The organism is Bradyrhizobium sp. UFLA05-109 (genome assembly GCF_054185165.1).
The window spans coordinates 1-16,042 of record NZ_JBBIAR010000047.1; the positions used below are offsets into that span (position 1 = coordinate 1).

At 62.7% G+C, this 16,042-nt stretch carries 15 protein-coding genes; 8 read left to right on the forward strand and 7 right to left on the reverse strand.

Annotated features, from left to right (window positions below; genetic code table 11):
* Positions 1-361: 361 nt before the first annotated feature.
* On the forward strand, positions 362-1,090 hold the full coding sequence (locus Q3C01_RS29405) for a CBS domain-containing protein (protein WP_458148785.1): 729 nt from the start codon (positions 362-364) through the stop codon (positions 1,088-1,090).
* Positions 1,091-1,098: 8 nt separating this feature from the next.
* On the opposite strand, the gene Q3C01_RS29410 is transcribed toward Q3C01_RS29405, so the two are convergent.
* The 3 genes from Q3C01_RS29410 to Q3C01_RS29420 all read right to left on the reverse strand — a co-directional run bounded on the left by Q3C01_RS29410 (position 1,099) and on the right by Q3C01_RS29420 (position 3,895).
* Positions 1,099-1,554, reverse strand: coding sequence for a RidA family protein (locus tag Q3C01_RS29410; protein WP_458148786.1), 456 nt, complete (start codon positions 1,552-1,554; stop codon positions 1,099-1,101).
* A gap of 15 nt (positions 1,555-1,569) precedes the next feature.
* The gene (locus Q3C01_RS29415; RefSeq protein WP_458148787.1) at positions 1,570-3,261 is read right to left on the reverse strand and encodes a benzoate-CoA ligase family protein; all 1,692 of its coding nucleotides are present in this window, start codon (positions 3,259-3,261) and stop codon (positions 1,570-1,572) included.
* A 142-nt stretch (positions 3,262-3,403) separates the two neighbouring features.
* Positions 3,404-3,895 (reverse strand): MarR family winged helix-turn-helix transcriptional regulator, encoded by a 492-nt coding sequence (locus Q3C01_RS29420; RefSeq protein ID WP_458148788.1) that lies wholly within the window; start codon positions 3,893-3,895, stop codon positions 3,404-3,406.
* A gap of 293 nt (positions 3,896-4,188) precedes the next feature.
* On the opposite strand from Q3C01_RS29420, the gene Q3C01_RS29425 reads away from it, so the two are divergent.
* Both Q3C01_RS29425 and Q3C01_RS29430 read left to right on the forward strand, forming a co-directional pair.
* The gene (locus tag Q3C01_RS29425) at positions 4,189-5,364 is read left to right on the forward strand and encodes an ABC transporter substrate-binding protein (protein ID WP_458148789.1); all 1,176 of its coding nucleotides are present in this window, start codon (positions 4,189-4,191) and stop codon (positions 5,362-5,364) included.
* 37 nt (positions 5,365-5,401) lie between these two features.
* On the forward strand, positions 5,402-5,854 hold the full coding sequence (locus Q3C01_RS29430; protein ID WP_458148790.1) for a cupin domain-containing protein: 453 nt from the start codon (positions 5,402-5,404) through the stop codon (positions 5,852-5,854).
* A 14-nt stretch (positions 5,855-5,868) separates the two neighbouring features.
* Here the strand turns inward: Q3C01_RS29430 and Q3C01_RS29435 are convergent, their stop codons facing one another.
* The 3 genes from Q3C01_RS29435 to Q3C01_RS29445 form a co-directional block, all read right to left on the reverse strand.
* Complete coding sequence (locus Q3C01_RS29435; protein ID WP_458148791.1) at positions 5,869-7,119, reverse strand: flavin-dependent oxidoreductase; 1,251 nt, start codon at positions 7,117-7,119, stop codon at positions 5,869-5,871.
* A 159-nt stretch (positions 7,120-7,278) separates the two neighbouring features.
* Positions 7,279-8,115 carry an enoyl-CoA hydratase family protein gene (locus Q3C01_RS29440; protein WP_458148792.1) on the reverse strand — a complete coding sequence of 279 codons (837 nt, stop codon included), beginning with the start codon at positions 8,113-8,115 and terminating at the stop codon, positions 7,279-7,281.
* 38 nt (positions 8,116-8,153) lie between these two features.
* Positions 8,154-8,915, reverse strand: a complete 762-nt coding sequence (locus tag Q3C01_RS29445; protein WP_458148793.1) for an SDR family NAD(P)-dependent oxidoreductase — start codon at positions 8,913-8,915, stop codon at positions 8,154-8,156.
* A gap of 191 nt (positions 8,916-9,106) precedes the next feature.
* Here Q3C01_RS29445 and Q3C01_RS29450 point away from each other — a divergent pair, with 191 nt between their 5' ends.
* Genes Q3C01_RS29450 through Q3C01_RS29470 form a run of 5 tightly spaced genes read left to right on the forward strand, consistent with a single transcriptional unit; the run spans position 9,107 to position 14,837 of the window.
* Complete coding sequence (locus Q3C01_RS29450; RefSeq protein WP_458148794.1) at positions 9,107-9,925, forward strand: alpha/beta fold hydrolase; 819 nt, start codon at positions 9,107-9,109, stop codon at positions 9,923-9,925.
* Between the two features lie 7 nt (positions 9,926-9,932).
* Positions 9,933-11,219 carry an acyl-CoA dehydrogenase family protein gene (locus tag Q3C01_RS29455; protein ID WP_458148795.1) on the forward strand — a complete coding sequence of 429 codons (1,287 nt, stop codon included), beginning with the start codon at positions 9,933-9,935 and terminating at the stop codon, positions 11,217-11,219.
* 2 nt (positions 11,220-11,221) lie between these two features.
* On the forward strand, positions 11,222-12,757 hold the full coding sequence (locus Q3C01_RS29460) for a class I adenylate-forming enzyme family protein (RefSeq protein ID WP_458148796.1): 1,536 nt from the start codon (positions 11,222-11,224) through the stop codon (positions 12,755-12,757).
* Positions 12,754-13,848, forward strand: a complete 1,095-nt coding sequence (locus Q3C01_RS29465; RefSeq protein WP_458148797.1) for an NAD/NADP octopine/nopaline dehydrogenase family protein — start codon at positions 12,754-12,756, stop codon at positions 13,846-13,848. Before Q3C01_RS29460 ends, Q3C01_RS29465 begins: the two co-directional genes overlap by 4 nt.
* Positions 13,845-14,837 carry a 3-hydroxybutyryl-CoA dehydrogenase gene (locus Q3C01_RS29470; RefSeq protein WP_458148798.1) on the forward strand — a complete coding sequence of 331 codons (993 nt, stop codon included), beginning with the start codon at positions 13,845-13,847 and terminating at the stop codon, positions 14,835-14,837. Before Q3C01_RS29465 ends, Q3C01_RS29470 begins: the two co-directional genes overlap by 4 nt.
* Before the next feature lie 124 nt (positions 14,838-14,961).
* Here the strand turns inward: Q3C01_RS29470 and Q3C01_RS29475 are convergent, their stop codons facing one another.
* Complete coding sequence (locus Q3C01_RS29475) at positions 14,962-16,008, reverse strand: 2,5-dihydroxypyridine 5,6-dioxygenase NicX family protein (RefSeq protein ID WP_458148799.1); 1,047 nt, start codon at positions 16,006-16,008, stop codon at positions 14,962-14,964.
* Positions 16,009-16,042: the final 34 nt, after the last annotated feature.

A 16,042-nucleotide genomic window follows, 5' to 3' on the forward strand; every position in this document is an offset into this window, starting at 1 on the left:
GGGCTCGGCCGTAAGTTTTCACTTCCTCGGTCGCAAGCGCAAGAAGGAACTGCTGAAGAAAGCGGCCACTGCCTACAAGAAGCTAAGCAAGATGAAGCCTTTTGGAGCCCCTCGCTTGAGGCTCGGCACTGAGCCTGTTGACTAGGTCAGAACGTAGTCGCCGGGCGCATCCGCTCAAGGTGACCTCCTGGCTGGGCCCTGGACTTTCAGTTCCAGAATATAACCATGGGCCCGGCGCACCTTGAGCTGCATCAAGCGCGCCCGCGCCCCCTGACCCATTGACCTGCGTCAAATCGCCAAGTCCCGCCTGCACTAGGCTCGCGACATCGAGAGTTCTTCCCAGGATATGCGGAGTTATGCCATGCGCGCCCACCAGATCATGACCCGGTCGGTCATCTCGGTCACGCCCGATACCACGATCGTCGAAGCCGCGAACATCATGCTGAAACGCCATGTCAGCGGTCTTCCGGTAGTCGACGAGAACGGCAAGCTGGTCGGAGTCGTTTCGGAGGGCGACTTCATCCGGCGCAGCGAGATCGGGACCCAGCGCAAGCGTGGCCGTTGGCTGAAGTTCATCCTCGGGCCCGGAAAATCGGCCAGCGATTTCGTTCAGGAACACGGCCGCAAGGTTTCCGAAGTGATGACGACCTCACCGGTGACCATCACCGAGGACACAGCGCTTGCCGAGATCGTCGACATCATGGAGCAGAACAACATCAAGCGCCTGCCCGTGGTGCGCGGCGACAAGGTCGTCGGCCTCGTCTCTCGCGCCAACCTGCTCCAGGCTGTGGCGAGTCTCGCCCGGCAGGTGCCCGATCCCACGGCGGACGACGATCACATCCGCAGCCGCATCATCGACACGATGGAAAAGAACGACTGGTGCCCGTTCGGACTGAACGTCATCGTCCGCGACGGCATCGTCCACCTGAGCGGCGTCATCACCGACGAGAGCGCGCGCCGCGCGGCAATCGTCGCGGCCGAGAATATCGACGGCGTGAAGAAAGTGCACGACCATCTGTGCTGGGTCGACACCATCTCCGGCGTCTATCTGAACTCACCGGAGGACGAGAATCTCGCCAAGGCGAGCTGATCGGCGCCTTAGCGCGGGATCACGGCGGTGGCTTCGATTTCGACGCGCGCCGCCTTCTCTACCAGCCTGACGACCTGCACCAGCGCCATCGCCGGATAATGCGCGCCAAAAATCTCCCGATAAATCTGGCCAAGCGCCTTCAGGTTGGCCAGATACTCGTCCATATCAACGACATACCATGTGAGACGCACGAGGTGCTCCGGCCGCGCGCCCCCCTCGGCAAGGATCGCCGCGATGTTGCTCAACGTTTGACGAACCTGCGCGACAAAGCCATCCGCGAGGCGCTCCTCCGTGTCCCAGCCGATCACTCCGCCTGTGACGACGATGCGTCCTTCCGCCGCCACGCCGTTGGCATAGCCCTTCGGCATCGGCCAGCCGGACGGCTGCAGGATCCGGGTCGGAGATGCATCTTCCCTGATCGGCAGGGTTGCGAGCTGCGGGCTTTTCGGCGTCGTTGCAGACAATCGTCCATTCCTCTCTTATTTGGTGTCGACGCCAGGCGACAAAGCGGCCGCCTGCGCCATCTGCCGCAGGGCAAAGCGCTTCAACTTGCCGGTCTCGGTCTTCGGCAATTGCGTCACGAACTCGATCGCACGTGGATACTTATAGGGAGCGATCTCGCGCTTGACATGCTCCTGCAGCTCCGTCGTGAGCCGCGCGTCCGGCACGACGCCGGGGGCGAGGACTACATACGCCTTCACGATCATGCCGCGTGCTTCATCGGGCGCCCCGACGACGCCGGATTCGGCGACCGCCAGATGCGTCAGAAGAGCTGCTTCAACATCGGTACCGGCGATGTTGTAGCCGGCCGAAACGATCATGTCGTCGGAGCGCGACTGGTACCAGAAGTACCCGTCGGCATCCATCACATAGGTGTCGCCGGTGATGTTCCAGCCGTTGTGGACATATTTGCGCTGCCGCTCGTCGGCAAGATACCGGCATCCGGTCGGCCCACGGACCGCTAGGCGCCCCATGGTGCCTGATGGCACGTCGTTGCCGTCATCATCGACGATCTTCGCCTCGTAACCCGGCACCGGCTTGCCGGTAGCGCCTGGGCGAATCTCGTCTTCCGTCGCGCTGATGAAGATGTGCAGCAATTCGGTCGAACCGATGCCGTCCATCAACTTGATGCCGGTTGCCTTCAGCCAGGCTTCGAACGTCGGCTTGGGCAGGGTCTCGCCGGCGGAGACGCACTTGCGCAAGGAGGAGATATCGCGGCCTGCGATCTTGCCGAGCATCGCGCGGTACGCTGTCGGCGCCGTGAAGCAGACCGTGGTCTTGTAGCGCTCGATGGCCGCAAGAAAATCCTCCGGCGTGGTCTTCTCCAGGACGACGAAGGACGCGCCGATATGCATCGGGAACAACACGCCGCCGAAGCCAAACGTAAAGGCCAGCGGCGCCGAGCCGATGAAACGATCGTCCTGCTTTGCCCGCAGGACATTGCGCGCATAGCCGTCGCAGACCGCCAGCATATCCCGGTGGAAATGCATGGTGCCCTTGGGGTCGCCGGTCGTGCCCGACGTGAAGGCGATCAGGCAAACATCGTCCGACGCCGTGTCGACCGCCTCGAACTCGGGGCTTGCGTCCGCGGTCAGCGCTTCCAGCGAGTCCGCAGCACCAGTGCCCCAGTAGACGACGTGCTTCAACCCGGATGCCGCTGCTTTCGCCTTCTCCATTTCGTCGAATAGCTTGCCGTCGCACAGCGCCAGCGTGATCTCGGCCTTCTGGATTGGATACAGAAGCTCCTTGGCGCGCAACAAGGGCATGGTCGCAACCACGATGCCGCCGGCCTTGATGACCGCAAGATAAGTCGCGACCATCATCGGATTGTTCGCCGAGCGGAGCAGGACGCGGCCGCCGGTCACGAGGCCAAGCTTGCCGACCAGCACGTTGGCAATGCGGTTCACGAGCTGTTGCAGCTCGCGATAGCTGTAGCTGACGGAAGGACTGATCGCGCATGGCGCATCGCCATGCCCCTCTTCGACCCAGCGATCAAGGAAGTAGCTGACACAGTTCAATCGCCGCGGATACTGCAGCTCCGGCCGCGTGAAGATGAACTCGGGCCAGAGATCGCGGGGCGGCAGATGTTGCAGGGCAAAGGTGTCGGCGTGAGCCGTTTCAGCCCTGCCGTCATATGAGCCCGGAAGTTGAACCTTGGCGGCGTTAGCCATCGCACGCTCCTTTCAGCTTGGAGAGCACCCGGCAGCATTATCTCGGAAATCATTTTAGGCTTAAAATAATTTGGCGCAATAGCAGATTTTGGACATCCCGTGCTTTTTCTGACGGCAGGGGGAGAGTTCGCTGCGGAACAGCCTACGTTCTGCGGCGCGAAGCGGATTTCTGGGCCGAGGCTTTGGTCTTGGCCAGGAGGCGCATCAATTCACGCACGTCCTTTGGCGTGAGATCGGCAAAGACGTCGGCAATCCACGTTTCGTGTTCCGCGGCCATCTTGCGAAACTCGGCGCGGCCAAGCTTCGTCAGCCGGATGACCTGGACACGGCGGTCGGTGTCGGACGTGCGGCGATCGAGGTGCCCGGATTCCACAAGGCGTTCGACGAGCCCGGTGACGTTGCCGTTGGAGACCATCATCCGTTTGGAGACGTCGGACAAGGTCATGCCGTCCGGCGCCTTGTCGAGTTGCGCCATCAGATCGAAGCGAGGCAACGTGACGTCGAACCGCTCCCGTAGGCGGCTGCGCACCTCACCCTCGATCAGGGTCGTACAGGTCAACAGACGCAGCCACAGCCGAAGCTCTTCGGCGTGGTCGTCCGGAAGTTCGACAGCCTTGGTCTCGGAATCGAGCATCGTGGTGCGGTCACTATGTCACGGCACTGGCGGCGGAAGCGAGCCAACGGTCGTTTTGAGCTTCAAGTAATTTCTGCCTCGCCGCAAGCCCAAAACGCGTCGGACAACCAGTGCGGGCCGAATTTCTTTAGGCTTCAAGCAATTGGCGTGCCGCTTGCATATGGCGTGGGGCTGGTGGCGCAACGCAAGATGCAGCAAGCTTCGGCACTGCTTGCCGCGGACGCCGTCATCAGAATAAGCTTGGATCGAACGACAAGGCTGTAGCGTGAGCGCGAGCATATCGGGGAGAGATCATGAAGAAGCAACTGAAGTTGGCGGGATTGGCTTTGCTCGTCGGCGCCGCACTGGACCCGGCACTTGCGCAGGAGAAGATCAAGCTCGGCGTGATCGTGACCCTGTCGGGCCCTGCCGCCGCGCTTGGCCAGCAGGTTCGCGACGGTTTCGCGCTCGCGGTCAAGGATCTCGGCGGCAAGATGGGCGGCCGCGATGTCGAGGTCGTGGTGGTCGACGATGAGCTGAAGCCGGATGCGGCGGTGACCAAGGTCAAGGGCTTGCTCGAGCGCGACAAGGTCGATTTCGTGGTCGGGCCGATCTTCTCCAACATCCTGCAAGCAATCCATCGCCCGGTTACGGAGTCCAAGACCTTCCTGATCAGCCCCAATGCCGGCCCGTCGACCTACGCCGGCAAGGACTGTAGCCCGTTCTTCTACGTGACCTCCTACCAGAACGACCAGGTGCACGAGATCCTCGGCAAGGTGGCCCAGGATCGCGGCTACAAGCGCATGTATGTGATGGTACCGAACTATCAGGCCGGCAAGGATTCAGCGGCCGGTTTCAAGCTCGACTACAAGGGCGAAATCGTCGAGGAATCCTATATGCCGCTCAACACGCTGGACTTTCAGCCGGAGCTTTCGAAGATTTCTTCGCTCAAGCCCGATGCGCTCTTCACCTTCATGCCGGGCGGCCTTGGCGTCAACCTCGTCAAGCAGTACCGGCAGGCGGGGCTCGCCGATACGATCCCGGTGCTGTCGGCCTTCACCGTCGACGAATCCACCTTGCCGGCGCAGCAGGACGCGGCGGTGGGCATGTTCGGCGGCGCGAATTGGGCGCCCAATCTCGACAACCCGCAAAACAAGAAGTTCGTCGCGGCCTATGAAGCCGCCTACAACAGCGTGCCAGGCACCTATGCTTTCCAGGCCTATGATGCCGCGATGTTGATCGACAGCGCGGTCAAAGCGGTGAAAGGCGACCTCTCCAACAAGGAAGCCGTGGGCGCAGCATTGAAGAAAGCCGACTTCACCTCGCTGCGCGGCTCCTTCAAATTCAACACCAACGGCTATCCGATCCAGGATTTCTATCTGACCAAGGTCGCCAAGCGCCCTGACGGAAAATTCCAGACCGAGATCGTTCAAAAGGTCTTCGAGAACTACGGCGACCGTTACGCAAAAGACTGCAAGCCGGCGAACTGAATGCCGCGTCGAGGGTCGAATAAAGGGAGGAATTCAAGTGAAGAGCGAGATCACCGGCATCACGAGGGCCAATGAGGGTATCCAGGGCATTTCCTGGAACATTCTCGGCCAGACCTATGTGCCAAAGAGCTATGCCGAGCACAGCTTCTCCTGGCACGCGACGCTGCCGCCCGGCACCTTCGTGCCGCCGCATATCCATCCGGACCAGGACGAGTATCTCTATATGCTGGAGGGAAAGCTCGATTTCCTGCTCGGCAATACCGAAGCGCAGGCGACGCCCGGCGACTTGATCCGCCTCGGCATGGGCGTCCCGCACGGCATCTTCAACAAGTCGGAGCAGACGGCGAAGGTGCTGTTCTGGGTCTCACCGAGCCGCAAGCTCTACGACCTGTTCTGGGGCCTTCACAACATGAAGGAACAGAAGCCCGAGGACGTCGTCGCGATGGCCGCAGAGTTCAACATCCACTTCCTGCCCCCGCCGCCATCCTAGGCGGCGGCGCTGCGTCACGCCCTGACGGCGGCAAGACCCGGCACTGCGGCGAAGCCCGCCTTCGTCGCATAGCCGCGCACGATCGCCTCGCGCTGCGAGTAGCTCAGGACGTTCTCGACGTTGTCGAAACCATCGGGCGCGAGCTGCTCGACCGCATCGATCACCCCTTCCGGGCCGCCGCGACGATTGGAGCGGACAATCTCGGCCGTCATCGGCAGGCGCTTCTTCTCGTACTCGACCAGCGCCTGGCGCGGGTGCTCGGAGCGCGCCAATAGGTCCGCAAGGCAGCGCGCATCGAGAATGGCCTGAGACGCGCCGTTCGAGCCGACCGGATACATCGGATGCGCGGCATCACCCAGCAGCGTAACCCGCCCCGACGACCAATAGGGCAAGGGATCGCGGTCACAGGTGGGATATTCGTAGAACTCGGGCGTTGCCGAGATCAGGCTCTTGACGTCGATATAAGGCACCGAGAAGCGCGCGACGTGCGGCATCAGTTCCTCGCGCCGACCCGGCCGCGACCAGTCCTCCTTGCGCGGAGGCGGCGCATTGCCCTCGCCGATCTTCACCAGCACCGCCCAGTTCGTGAGGCGGCTCGCGGGGCTCGAGCCCTCCGCGATCGGATAGACCACGACCTTGGCGTTCAGGCCACCGGCGACGATCATCGACTTGCCGGTAAGGAACACCGGCCAGTCTCGCGCACCGCGCCATAGCATCAGGCCGTTCCAGCAGGGCGGTCCCTCGTTCGGAAACAGCGTCTCGCGCACGCGCGAATGGATGCCGTCAGCGCCAATCAGGATGTCACCATGCGCCGTGTGGACGTGTCCGCCGGAGCGATCAAAGAAATAGGCGGTGACGCCGCCTTCGTCCTGGTTGAAGGCGCCCAGGCGACAACCTGTGTGAATGATCTCGGGCCCGAGCCGCTCCTCGACCGCGCGGTGGATGACGCCCTGCAAGCGGCCTCGATGAATCGAGAATTGCGGCACGTCATGACCCGCGTCGATGCCGCGCGCCTCGCGCCAGACTTCCTGACCGTGACGATTGAGATAATAGAGCTGGTCGGTGCGGATCGCGACCTCGTCCAGATTCGGCAACAGACCGAGCCCGGCAAGCTCGCGCATGGCGTGCGGCAGGGTGTTGATTCCGACGCCAAGCTCGCGAATGGTATCAGCTTGTTCAAAGATCTCGCACGCAATGCCGCGCGCGCGCAGCATCAACGCCGTGGTGAGGCCTCCGATACCGCCACCAACGATAATCGCCTTCATCGCCCAAACTCCACTCGATACACGCCAGGCAATGGGGTTAACGTTGCATGGGCGGTCACTCCGCCGCAAGCGGCTTTGTTGCCCCGCCTTCAGCGCCGCCTGGGGTCTTGGGCTTAGACTTAATTCTAGGCTCCTTGGAATCCTGCTGCGGCGCGAGCCTTAGTCTCCCCTGAAGACGGGCTTAACCTTGTTGGCGAAGGCCTCGAAAGCGCGGTTGAAATCGGCCGTCGTCATGCACAAAGCCTGTGCCACGGCCTCCGCCTCGATGGCCTCTTCCACCGACATGGCCCATTCCATCGCCAGCATCCGCTTGGTCATGGTGTTGGCGAAAGTCGGGCCTTCCGCGACTTGCTTCGCCAGCAGTTGCGCCTGCGGCAAAACCTGCTCGGTTGTGACGATACGGCTGAAGAACCCCCAGCGCTCGCCCTCCTCCGCGGTCATGAAACGCCCGGTGTAAAGCAGCTCCGAGGCCCGAGACTGACCGATGATCCGCGGCAGGATGGCGCAGGCCCCCATATCGCAGCCGGCGAGTCCGACCTTGTTGAAGAGAAACGCAACCTTGGCCCCACTTGCCGCCAGCCGCATGTCCGAAGCCATGGCGACGATTGCACCCGCGCCGGCACAGATGCCTTCCACCGCGGCGACGATTGGCTGCGGGCAGGCCCGCATCGCCTTGACGAGATCGCCGGTCATCCGCGTAAAGGCCGTGAGCCCTTTGGTGTCCATCTTGACGAGGGGACCGATGATCTCGAACACGTCGCCGCCCGAGGAAAAATTGCCGCCGGCGCCGGTGACGACGATGGCCTTCACTTCGTCATCGAACGCGCAGGCGCGGAAGAAGTCGGTAAGCTCGCGATAGCTTTCGAACGTCAGGGGATTTTTTCGTTCCGGGCGATTCAATGTGACCGTGGCCACATGGCCAACCACTGCAAGCAGGAAATGCCGGGGGGAATAATCCGCCAACGGCACGGTAACGGGATTGGCTGGTCTGCTCATGAGAACTCCCTGTCATTCTTGTTCCGCTACCTTGCAGTCTATATTTCGCCGCCGGCCACTGCGATAGCCTGGCCCGTGATTGCGCCGGCTCCTTCACCGCATAGCCAGAGCACGGCGTCTGCCACCTCCCGAGGCGTGACGAGCCGACCTTGCGGGTTATGCCGCGCGAGATCGGCGATCGCCTGCTCGCGGCTCCGCCCTGTCTTCTTCATGATGTTCTCGATGCTATCGGCAACGAGATCCGTGTCCGTAAAGCCCGGGCAGACGGCATTCACGGTGATATTGCCACTTGCCATTTCCAGCGCCAGCGAACGCACGAGCCCGATCACGGCGTGTTTGGCAGCAACATAAGCGCTGACGTAAGCATAGCCTTTCAGTCCGGCAGTCGATGCGATCGCGACGACGCGGCCGTAAGGCCGATCCTTCATCCCAGGCAGCACGGCCCGGACGGCGTGCACCACGCCCATGAAGTTGACGTCCATCATCCGGGCAAAGAGCGCGGCGTCCGATTTCGCAAATGGCGCGGACTCCGCACTGCCGGCGTTTGCGATCAGGATGTCGATGGGCTGCCGCTCTGCCGCCTTGGCGATCGCAGCCCTCAGCGCCGCCTCATCCGAGACATCGGCGACGGCGGCAAAATGCGCTGCACCTGCCCTGACAGCCTCTTCCAGCGTCGCTGCGTTGCGGCCGAGAACGGTGACCGTGGCGCCGGCTCCTGTCAAAGCTGCTGCGATCGCACGGCCGATGCCGCGGCCACCGCCTGTCACGAGTGCATGCGAAGAACGCGGCAGTCCGGACATGCGCAGCCTCCCTGACAGGCACCGATGGGTCGAGCCTTCCGGATATATTTTAAGCTTCAAATTATTGCAATGGAAGGGCCCATTTCAGCCCTCGCGAGGCGCCGGTCCGGAAATTGCTTTAAGTATAAAGTTATCCCTTCCCATCCCCGACAGGCCTGTTAGCATCGGCGGGCCGAGCAAGAGGAAGCCGCGTGCAGCAACCGACGCCGACGATAACCAGGGATGGACGCTTTGCCTATGAGGTCGCAGGCAGTCCGGACGCGATGCCTTTGGTCTTTCTGCATGGCATTGGCGGTGCCGCGCGTGCCTGGCGTCACCAGCTCACGACATTTGGCAGGCGTTTTCGTGCAGTTGCCTGGGACATGCCGGGCTATGGCGGGTCGCAACCACTCCCAAACGTCAGCATCGCCGCACTGGCGGGGGCCTTGCAGGAGTTCCTGAAACAGATCGAAGCCAACGGCCCCATCCTGGTTGGCCATTCGATCGGGGGAATGATCGTGCAGCAATGGCTGACGCAACATCCTCGATCCGCGCGCGCCGTGGTATTGGCGCAGACCAGCCCGGCCTTCGGCAATGCCGACGGTGACTGGCAAAAATCGTTCATTGCAGCACGGCTTGGCCCGCTCGATCGCGGCGAAACCATGAGGTCGCTCGCCCCCTCCCTCGTCAAGGAGCTGGTTGGCGAAAATCCCGATACCAAGGGCCTGGATGTCGCGCGTGACTGCATGGCCGGCGTGCCGGAGGCGAGCTATCGCGCAATGATGCTCGCCTTGATCGGATTCGACCAGCGAAGCACACTCAAGGACATCGCCGTTCCGACGCTGCTCCTGTCCGGATCCAGGGACAACAATGCGCCTGCGCCGATGATGGCGAAAATGGCAGGCCATATTCCCGCAGCTCGCTACGTGGAGCTCGCCGGGGTCGGCCATCTCGCCAATCTCGAACGTCCCCAAGCATTCGACGCAGCAATCAACGATTTTCTGGAATCGAGCGTGGCCAAAACAAAGTGACCGGACAATGACCATGCAAGTCAGCAAGAGCAGCACAGCCGACAAGCTCGCGCTGGACGCGCCGATCTTCGATCCCGTCGCATTTCGTCTGGACGGCGAGCAGACTGCCATCATCGCGCGAGCGCGGGAGATCGGTCAGAGCGTGTTCGCCGGCCGCGCCGCGGCCTATGACCGTGACGCGGTGTTCCCGACCGAGAATTATAGGGATCTGCACCGCGTCGGCCTGCTCGGCATCGCCGTCCCGAAGAAGCATGGCGGGCTGGGGGCCGGCTACCAGACTTACGCCCTCGCGGCGGCTGAGATTGGCCGCTATTGCGGTGCGACCGCGCTGACCTGGAACATGCATGTGTGTTCGACACTGTGGTCCGGGCCGCTGGCGGACGACCTCGACATGGATGATGCAATGCGTGCGGAGCACGAGCGTCGTCGGGCGGTCCACTATAAGCGCATCGTCGAGGATGGTGCGATCTACTCACAGCCGTTCTCGGAAGGCGGCGCGGCGGCCGCCGGCGGCGTTGCATTTGGCACCGAGGCGAAACCGGTTGGCGGCGGCTGGATCATCAACGGGAAGAAGATCTTCGCTTCGCTCTCGGGCCATGCCGATTACTACGGCGTGCTCTGCACCGAGGTGGAAGAAGGCGAAAAGGCTTCACGGCGCAATACGCTCTACCTCGCCATTCCCGCCAAGGCGGAAGGCGTATCTGTGGTCGGGGATTGGGATCCGCTTGGGATGCGAGGAACGGTCTCGCGCACGCTCCTGTTCAAGGACGTGTTCGTGCCGGAAGACGCTGCCCTGATGCCGCGCGGCGTCTATTTCCAGGCGGCGATGCGTTGGCCGCACATGTTCCTGACGTTGTCGCCGACTTATATGGGCCTTGCGCAGGCGGCCTATGATTTCACCGTACGCTATTTGCGCGGCGAGGTTCCCGGCATGCCGCCGGTCAAACGCAGGATGTATCCGACCAAGCAGATCGCGGTCGCTCAGATGCAGATCAAGCTCGAGCAGATCAAGGCGATCTGGTTTCAGGCGGTCACCGAGGCTTGCGCCAATCCGAGCAAGGAGCAGGTGTTGCGGGCCTACGCCGCACAATATTCGGTCATGGAAGGCGCCAACGAACTCGCAGCGCTGGCGATCCGCACTTGCGGCGGCCAGGCCATGCTCAAATCATTGCCGCTGGAGCGCATCTATCGCGACAGCCGTTGCGGCTCGCTGATGCTGCCCTGGACCGCCGAACTCTGCCTCGATCGCATCGGGCGCGAGGCGCTGTACGAGCCCGGCGAATCGGACGACTGACAGTGGACCTCTGTCACCTCATCGATCGCAACGCGGCGTTCGCGCCGGACAAGCCCGCGATCCATTTCGAAGGGGAGAGCTTGAGCTATGCGGCCTTTGCCGCGCGCATCGAGCGGACCGCCAGCGCGTTGAAGGCCGAGTTCGGCGTCGGCCGTGGCGATCGCGTCGCGATCCTGAGCCTGAACCGGCCCGACTATCTCGTCCTGCTCTACGCGTGCGCACGGCTCGGCGCGATGCTGGTGCCGTTGAACTGGCGGCTCGCGGTTGCCGAGCAGCTTTTCATTCTCACGGATGCCGGCGCCAAGGTGCTGGTGCTCGAACAGGCTTTTGCCGACGTACTTCCGGAGCTGCAGCGAAGCCTGCCGGGCATCAATCTTCTTGGTCTCGGTTTCGCACCGCCGAATGGCCGCACGTTCGATTCACTGCTGGAATGCGACGACCTTGACGGGCGCAATCCGCACGCCGATCTCGCCTGTCCTCTTCTCATCGTCTACACGTCGGGTACCACTGGCCGGCCGAAGGGCGCGGTGCTGCGTCAGGAAGCTCTGTTCTGGAACGGCGTCATGAGCCAGCACATGCACAATCTGACGTCGGACGACCACGTGCTGACGGTACTCCCGTTCTTTCACGTCGGAGGACTCAATATCCAGACCACGCCGGCTCTGCACGTGGGTGCGACCGTCACGATTCATTCGCGTTTCACGCCGGAGGCTGCGCTTGCCAGCTTCGAGCGCGACCGCCCGACACTGACCGTATTGGTACCGGCGATCATCCAGGCGGTGAGCGACCATCCCGGCTGGGCTGCGGCCGATCTCTCGTCCCTGAAGGCCATTGCCACAGGATCGACCATCGTGCCGCCACACCTGATCGAGCGCTTCGTCGCGCGCGGTGTTCCGGTCCTGCAAGTCTACGGCTCGACCGAGACTTGCCCGATCGCCGTATACACCCGGCTCGGCGGAGATTTGTCGCGCGCAGGCTCGACCGGCCTGCCCGGCCTCTGCTGCGAAGCGAAGGTGATCGGCCATGATGGCACTGAGGTCGCGCCTGGAACACCTGGCGAGATCGCAGTGCGCGGCCCCAATGTCTTTTTCGAATATTGGGGCAACGAGATTGCTACCAGCGACGCGCTGCATGACGGCTGGTACCGCACTGGCGACATTGGCCTGTGTGATGACGACGGATATTTCTGGGTCCGGGATCGCAAGAAGAACTTGATCATTTCCGGCGGCGAAAACATCTATCCGGCCGAGGTCGAACGCGTCCTGCTGGAGCATCCCGACGTCAGCGAATGCGCAGTGATCGGCAGGCCTGATCCGCGCTGGGATGAAGTGCCGGTCGCCTATGTGATCCCGCGGTCGGATCGTCGGCCCAACGCCGACCAGTTGAAAGCGAATTTGCAGGAGCAGCTCGCGCGCTACAAGGTTCCGCGCGAGTTCGTCTTTGTCACCGACCTGCCGCGCACAGCGCTGGGCAAGGTGCAGCATTTCCTGCTGAAGCAGCTCGACGCACAGTCGCGCGCACAAGGAGAAGTCTCTTGAGGATTGCCGTGCTGGGTGGCGGTAATGGCTCTTTCGCAGCCGCCGGTGATTTTACTCTCTCCGGGCACGAGGTTCGGCTCTGGCGGCGCGACGGAGATCAAGTGGCAGCGCACCGCGCATCAGGTTCGCACATCCTCGTCAAGGACCACAACGGCCGGCATGATGCAAAGCTCGCACTGGTCACGACCGATATTGTCGAGGCGACCAGCAACGCCGAGCTGATCCTTTGCCCCGCACCGGCCTTTGCCCAGCAGGATATCGCTCGCCTGCTTGCGCCGCACCTGCGGGACGGACAGGTCGTGTTTCTCCCGCCGGCAACCTTCGGCTCGATGATCTTCGCTCTGGCTCTGCGCGCTTGCGGAAATCGCGCCGAGGTGAGCTTTGCCGAAACCGGCACGCTGCCCTGGCTGACGCGCAAGCATGGGCCGTTCGAGGTCGCGATCACCATCCGCGCCAAGCGATTGCCGGTCGGCGTGTTCCCGCTTAGTCAGGCCCCGCACGCACTCGAAGTGATCAGCCGTGCGTTTCCCGGCGCGATCGAGCCTTGTGGAGACGCCCTCTCCGGCGCCTTGATGAACGCAGGACCGATCATTCATCCGCCGCTGATCGTCATGAACGCGGGACCAATCGAGCATTTTGAACGCTGGGACATCCACAAGGAAGGCACGCAAGCCGCGATCCGCCGGGTGACGGATGCGCTCGATGACGAGCGCATCGCCGTGCGCGAAAAGCTCGGCTACGGGGCTCCGCACTTCCCGCTTGCCCATCATTATGCAAAGGACGGCGAAATCTGGATGTACGGCCGCGGCTCGCACGACCGCCTCACCGATTCCGGCGACTGGCGCGAGCAGATCGTGCTCAGCGACCACCGCTACATGCGCGAGGATCTCCGGCTCGGGCTCTCGCTCCTCGTCTCGGTCGCCGAGCTGGCCGGCGTTGCAACTCCGCTCGCGCGAGCCTTTCTCGCCATCGGCGGCGCCATCTGCAGCGAAGATTTTGCAAGAAACGGCCGTACGCTCGCAACCTTGGGCCTCGGCCAACTCAGCCAGGTCGACTTGCAAACGCTACTGCGTGAGGGCTTTGCCCGATGACCGCCCGCACCAACATCGCCTGTCTCGGCGCCGGTCGCATGGGCCGCGGGATTGCGGTCGCCTTCGCTTATGCCGGACACGCGGTCACCATGATCGACGTCAAGGCCCGTTCTGCGGAAGAGTTCGCAAGGCTTGAGGCGGACGCGTTGAACGAGGTCCGCACGACATTCGGAAGCCTGGCGCGCCTGGGACTGCTCGCCGACGCGCAAGCTGACATGCTCATCAGACGGGTCTCGGTGGTACAGGCCAGCGAAAGCGAGAAAGCCCTGTCAAGCGCTGGCCTCGTCTTCGAAGGGGTCCCCGAAGTCGTCGCGCTCAAGCGCGAGGTGCTCGCGGCTGCATCAAGGCAGGTCCCACACGACACCATCATTGCCTCCACGACATCGACGATCCTCGTCGACGATCTCTCCAGTGCGATCGAACATCCCGGCCGCTTCCTCAACGTTCACTGGCTCAATCCGGCCTATCTGATCCCGCTTGTCGAGATCTCGCCAGGCGCTGCCACCGATCCCGCCGTTGTCGATCGAGTCAAGGCGCTGCTTGAAGGCATCGGCAAGGTGCCGGTGGTCTGCGCCGCAACGCCCGGCTTCATCGTTCCGCGCATCCAGGCGCTCGCCATGAACGAGGCTGCGCGCATGGTCGAGGAAGGCGTTGCCAGCGCCGAGGAGATCGACAAGGCGATCCGCTACGGGTTCGGCTTCCGCTACGCGGTGCTGGGGCTGCTGGAGTTCATCGATTGGGGCGGCGGCGATATTCTCTTTTACGCCAGCCGCTATCTCGAAGCCGCCCTCGGTAGCGATCGCTATCGGGCACCGGAGGTCATTTCCCGCAACATGCAGGAAGGCAGGATCGGACTCCGTACCGGCGCAGGCTTCCTCGATTATTCGGGGCTCGATGTCGACGCCTATCGCGAGGCACGGCTCAAGGCGATGGTCGACCTGCTCCGGCACTTTGGCCTTGCGCAACCGCCGGCGCTCGACGGCGACTAAAGCGCGATGAGATCAGGAAGACTCGTCATCGCGCTTTAGGTTGTTGTTTGAGCATGATCTCCGTGCAAACGCGTTCCGCGTTTGTCGCGAAGGAAAACCGCTTCACACTTTTCCGGATCATGCTCTAGCCGAACACGTCCTGCAGCACGCCGTCACGCACCACGGCAACGCCGTCGAGCTCGATCGTGGTTCCCATCATGGGCAGATCGAAATGCCCCGCCGTGTAGCGACCGGCAAATTCATTCGCACCGGTCGAGAACAGGAAGTTGCCGGAGACCGCGCGCAGTTCCGTGCCGTTGGTGTCGCGCTGATCGTACATCGACAGCGCCTCGTAACGCGCGCCCGGGTTCATGCCGAAGCCCACATGCGACACCGCATAGGCCTCTCGGTCGCCCCACGCGGCAAGATAGGCGCGCATCATAGCGGCGTCGGTGCCCTCTCCTTCGAGTTCGACGACATAGTCGTCTTTCAACGTCATCTTCACTGGCGACGTCAGATAGCGCTTGAAGGTGAGATTGATGTCGCCCGGGGCCATGACCAGAGTCCCGTTGATGGTCCCGCTCTTCGGAAAGCTGACGACGATGCCGCCCGGCCAATGAGCCAGCGTACCCGGCTTGTCGGTCCACCCCCAGACCCCGACAGTGGAAGCCCCGACCATGTCGACATCGAGCGCCGTGCCTGCCTTCGAGGTGACGCGCATCCTCTTCGTCCCCCGCAGCATCTTGGCCGCCGCGCGGACCCGCTTTTCGAGCGCTGGATCCGGCACCATGCGCTCAAGCGCTTCGGGGTGTTCATTGGAGATCACCAGAATTCGGGCGCCCGCCTTGAGGATTTCCGGCGTCTCCACGGCGTGCATCAAGCCTTCGATGGTACAATCGACCACAAAACCAGCCTGCTGCAGGGCGCTGATGACGGGCGCCATCCGCTGGATCGCCTCGCTCGCTCCGGTGGAACGGACGGGCACGTTATGGCGGTTTCTCGGAGTGGGCATGACGACATGGAACGGCCGTGCGCCTAGACGCAGCAGAGCGAGCTCCGCCAGATGCACGTTGAGCGCACGCGACTGGGTTTCCGAAAGAATGGCGGCCGTATCGCCCGCCTTGACGGCGCACCGCTCAAAAATCTCGCAGAACGCGTCGATCCATTTCGCCTCGATCCGATCTGCCAGCATGATTCACTCCCCGACCTTCTTATTCTCTTGTGCT

Excerpts from the sequence above, each read along its gene's own strand:
- Q3C01_RS29470 (WP_458148798.1), top strand. The coding sequence starts at position 13,845 with ATGACCGCCCGCACCAACATCGCCTGTCTCGGCGCCGGTCGCATGGGC.
- Q3C01_RS29435 (WP_458148791.1), bottom strand. The coding sequence starts at position 7,119 with ATGAAGGCGATTATCGTTGGTGGCGGTATCGGAGGCCTCACCACGGCG.
- Q3C01_RS29440 (WP_458148792.1), bottom strand. The coding sequence starts at position 8,115 with ATGAGCAGACCAGCCAATCCCGTTACCGTGCCGTTGGCGGATTATTCC.
- Q3C01_RS29455 (WP_458148795.1), top strand. The coding sequence starts at position 9,933 with ATGACCATGCAAGTCAGCAAGAGCAGCACAGCCGACAAGCTCGCGCTG.
- Q3C01_RS29425 (WP_458148789.1), top strand. The coding sequence starts at position 4,189 with ATGAAGAAGCAACTGAAGTTGGCGGGATTGGCTTTGCTCGTCGGCGCC.
- Q3C01_RS29415 (WP_458148787.1), bottom strand. The coding sequence starts at position 3,261 with ATGGCTAACGCCGCCAAGGTTCAACTTCCGGGCTCATATGACGGCAGG.
- Q3C01_RS29420 (WP_458148788.1), bottom strand. The coding sequence starts at position 3,895 with ATGCTCGATTCCGAGACCAAGGCTGTCGAACTTCCGGACGACCACGCC.
- Q3C01_RS29405 (WP_458148785.1), top strand. The coding sequence starts at position 362 with ATGCGCGCCCACCAGATCATGACCCGGTCGGTCATCTCGGTCACGCCC.
- Q3C01_RS29445 (WP_458148793.1), bottom strand. The coding sequence starts at position 8,915 with ATGTCCGGACTGCCGCGTTCTTCGCATGCACTCGTGACAGGCGGTGGC.
- Q3C01_RS29475 (WP_458148799.1), bottom strand. The coding sequence starts at position 16,008 with ATGCTGGCAGATCGGATCGAGGCGAAATGGATCGACGCGTTCTGCGAG.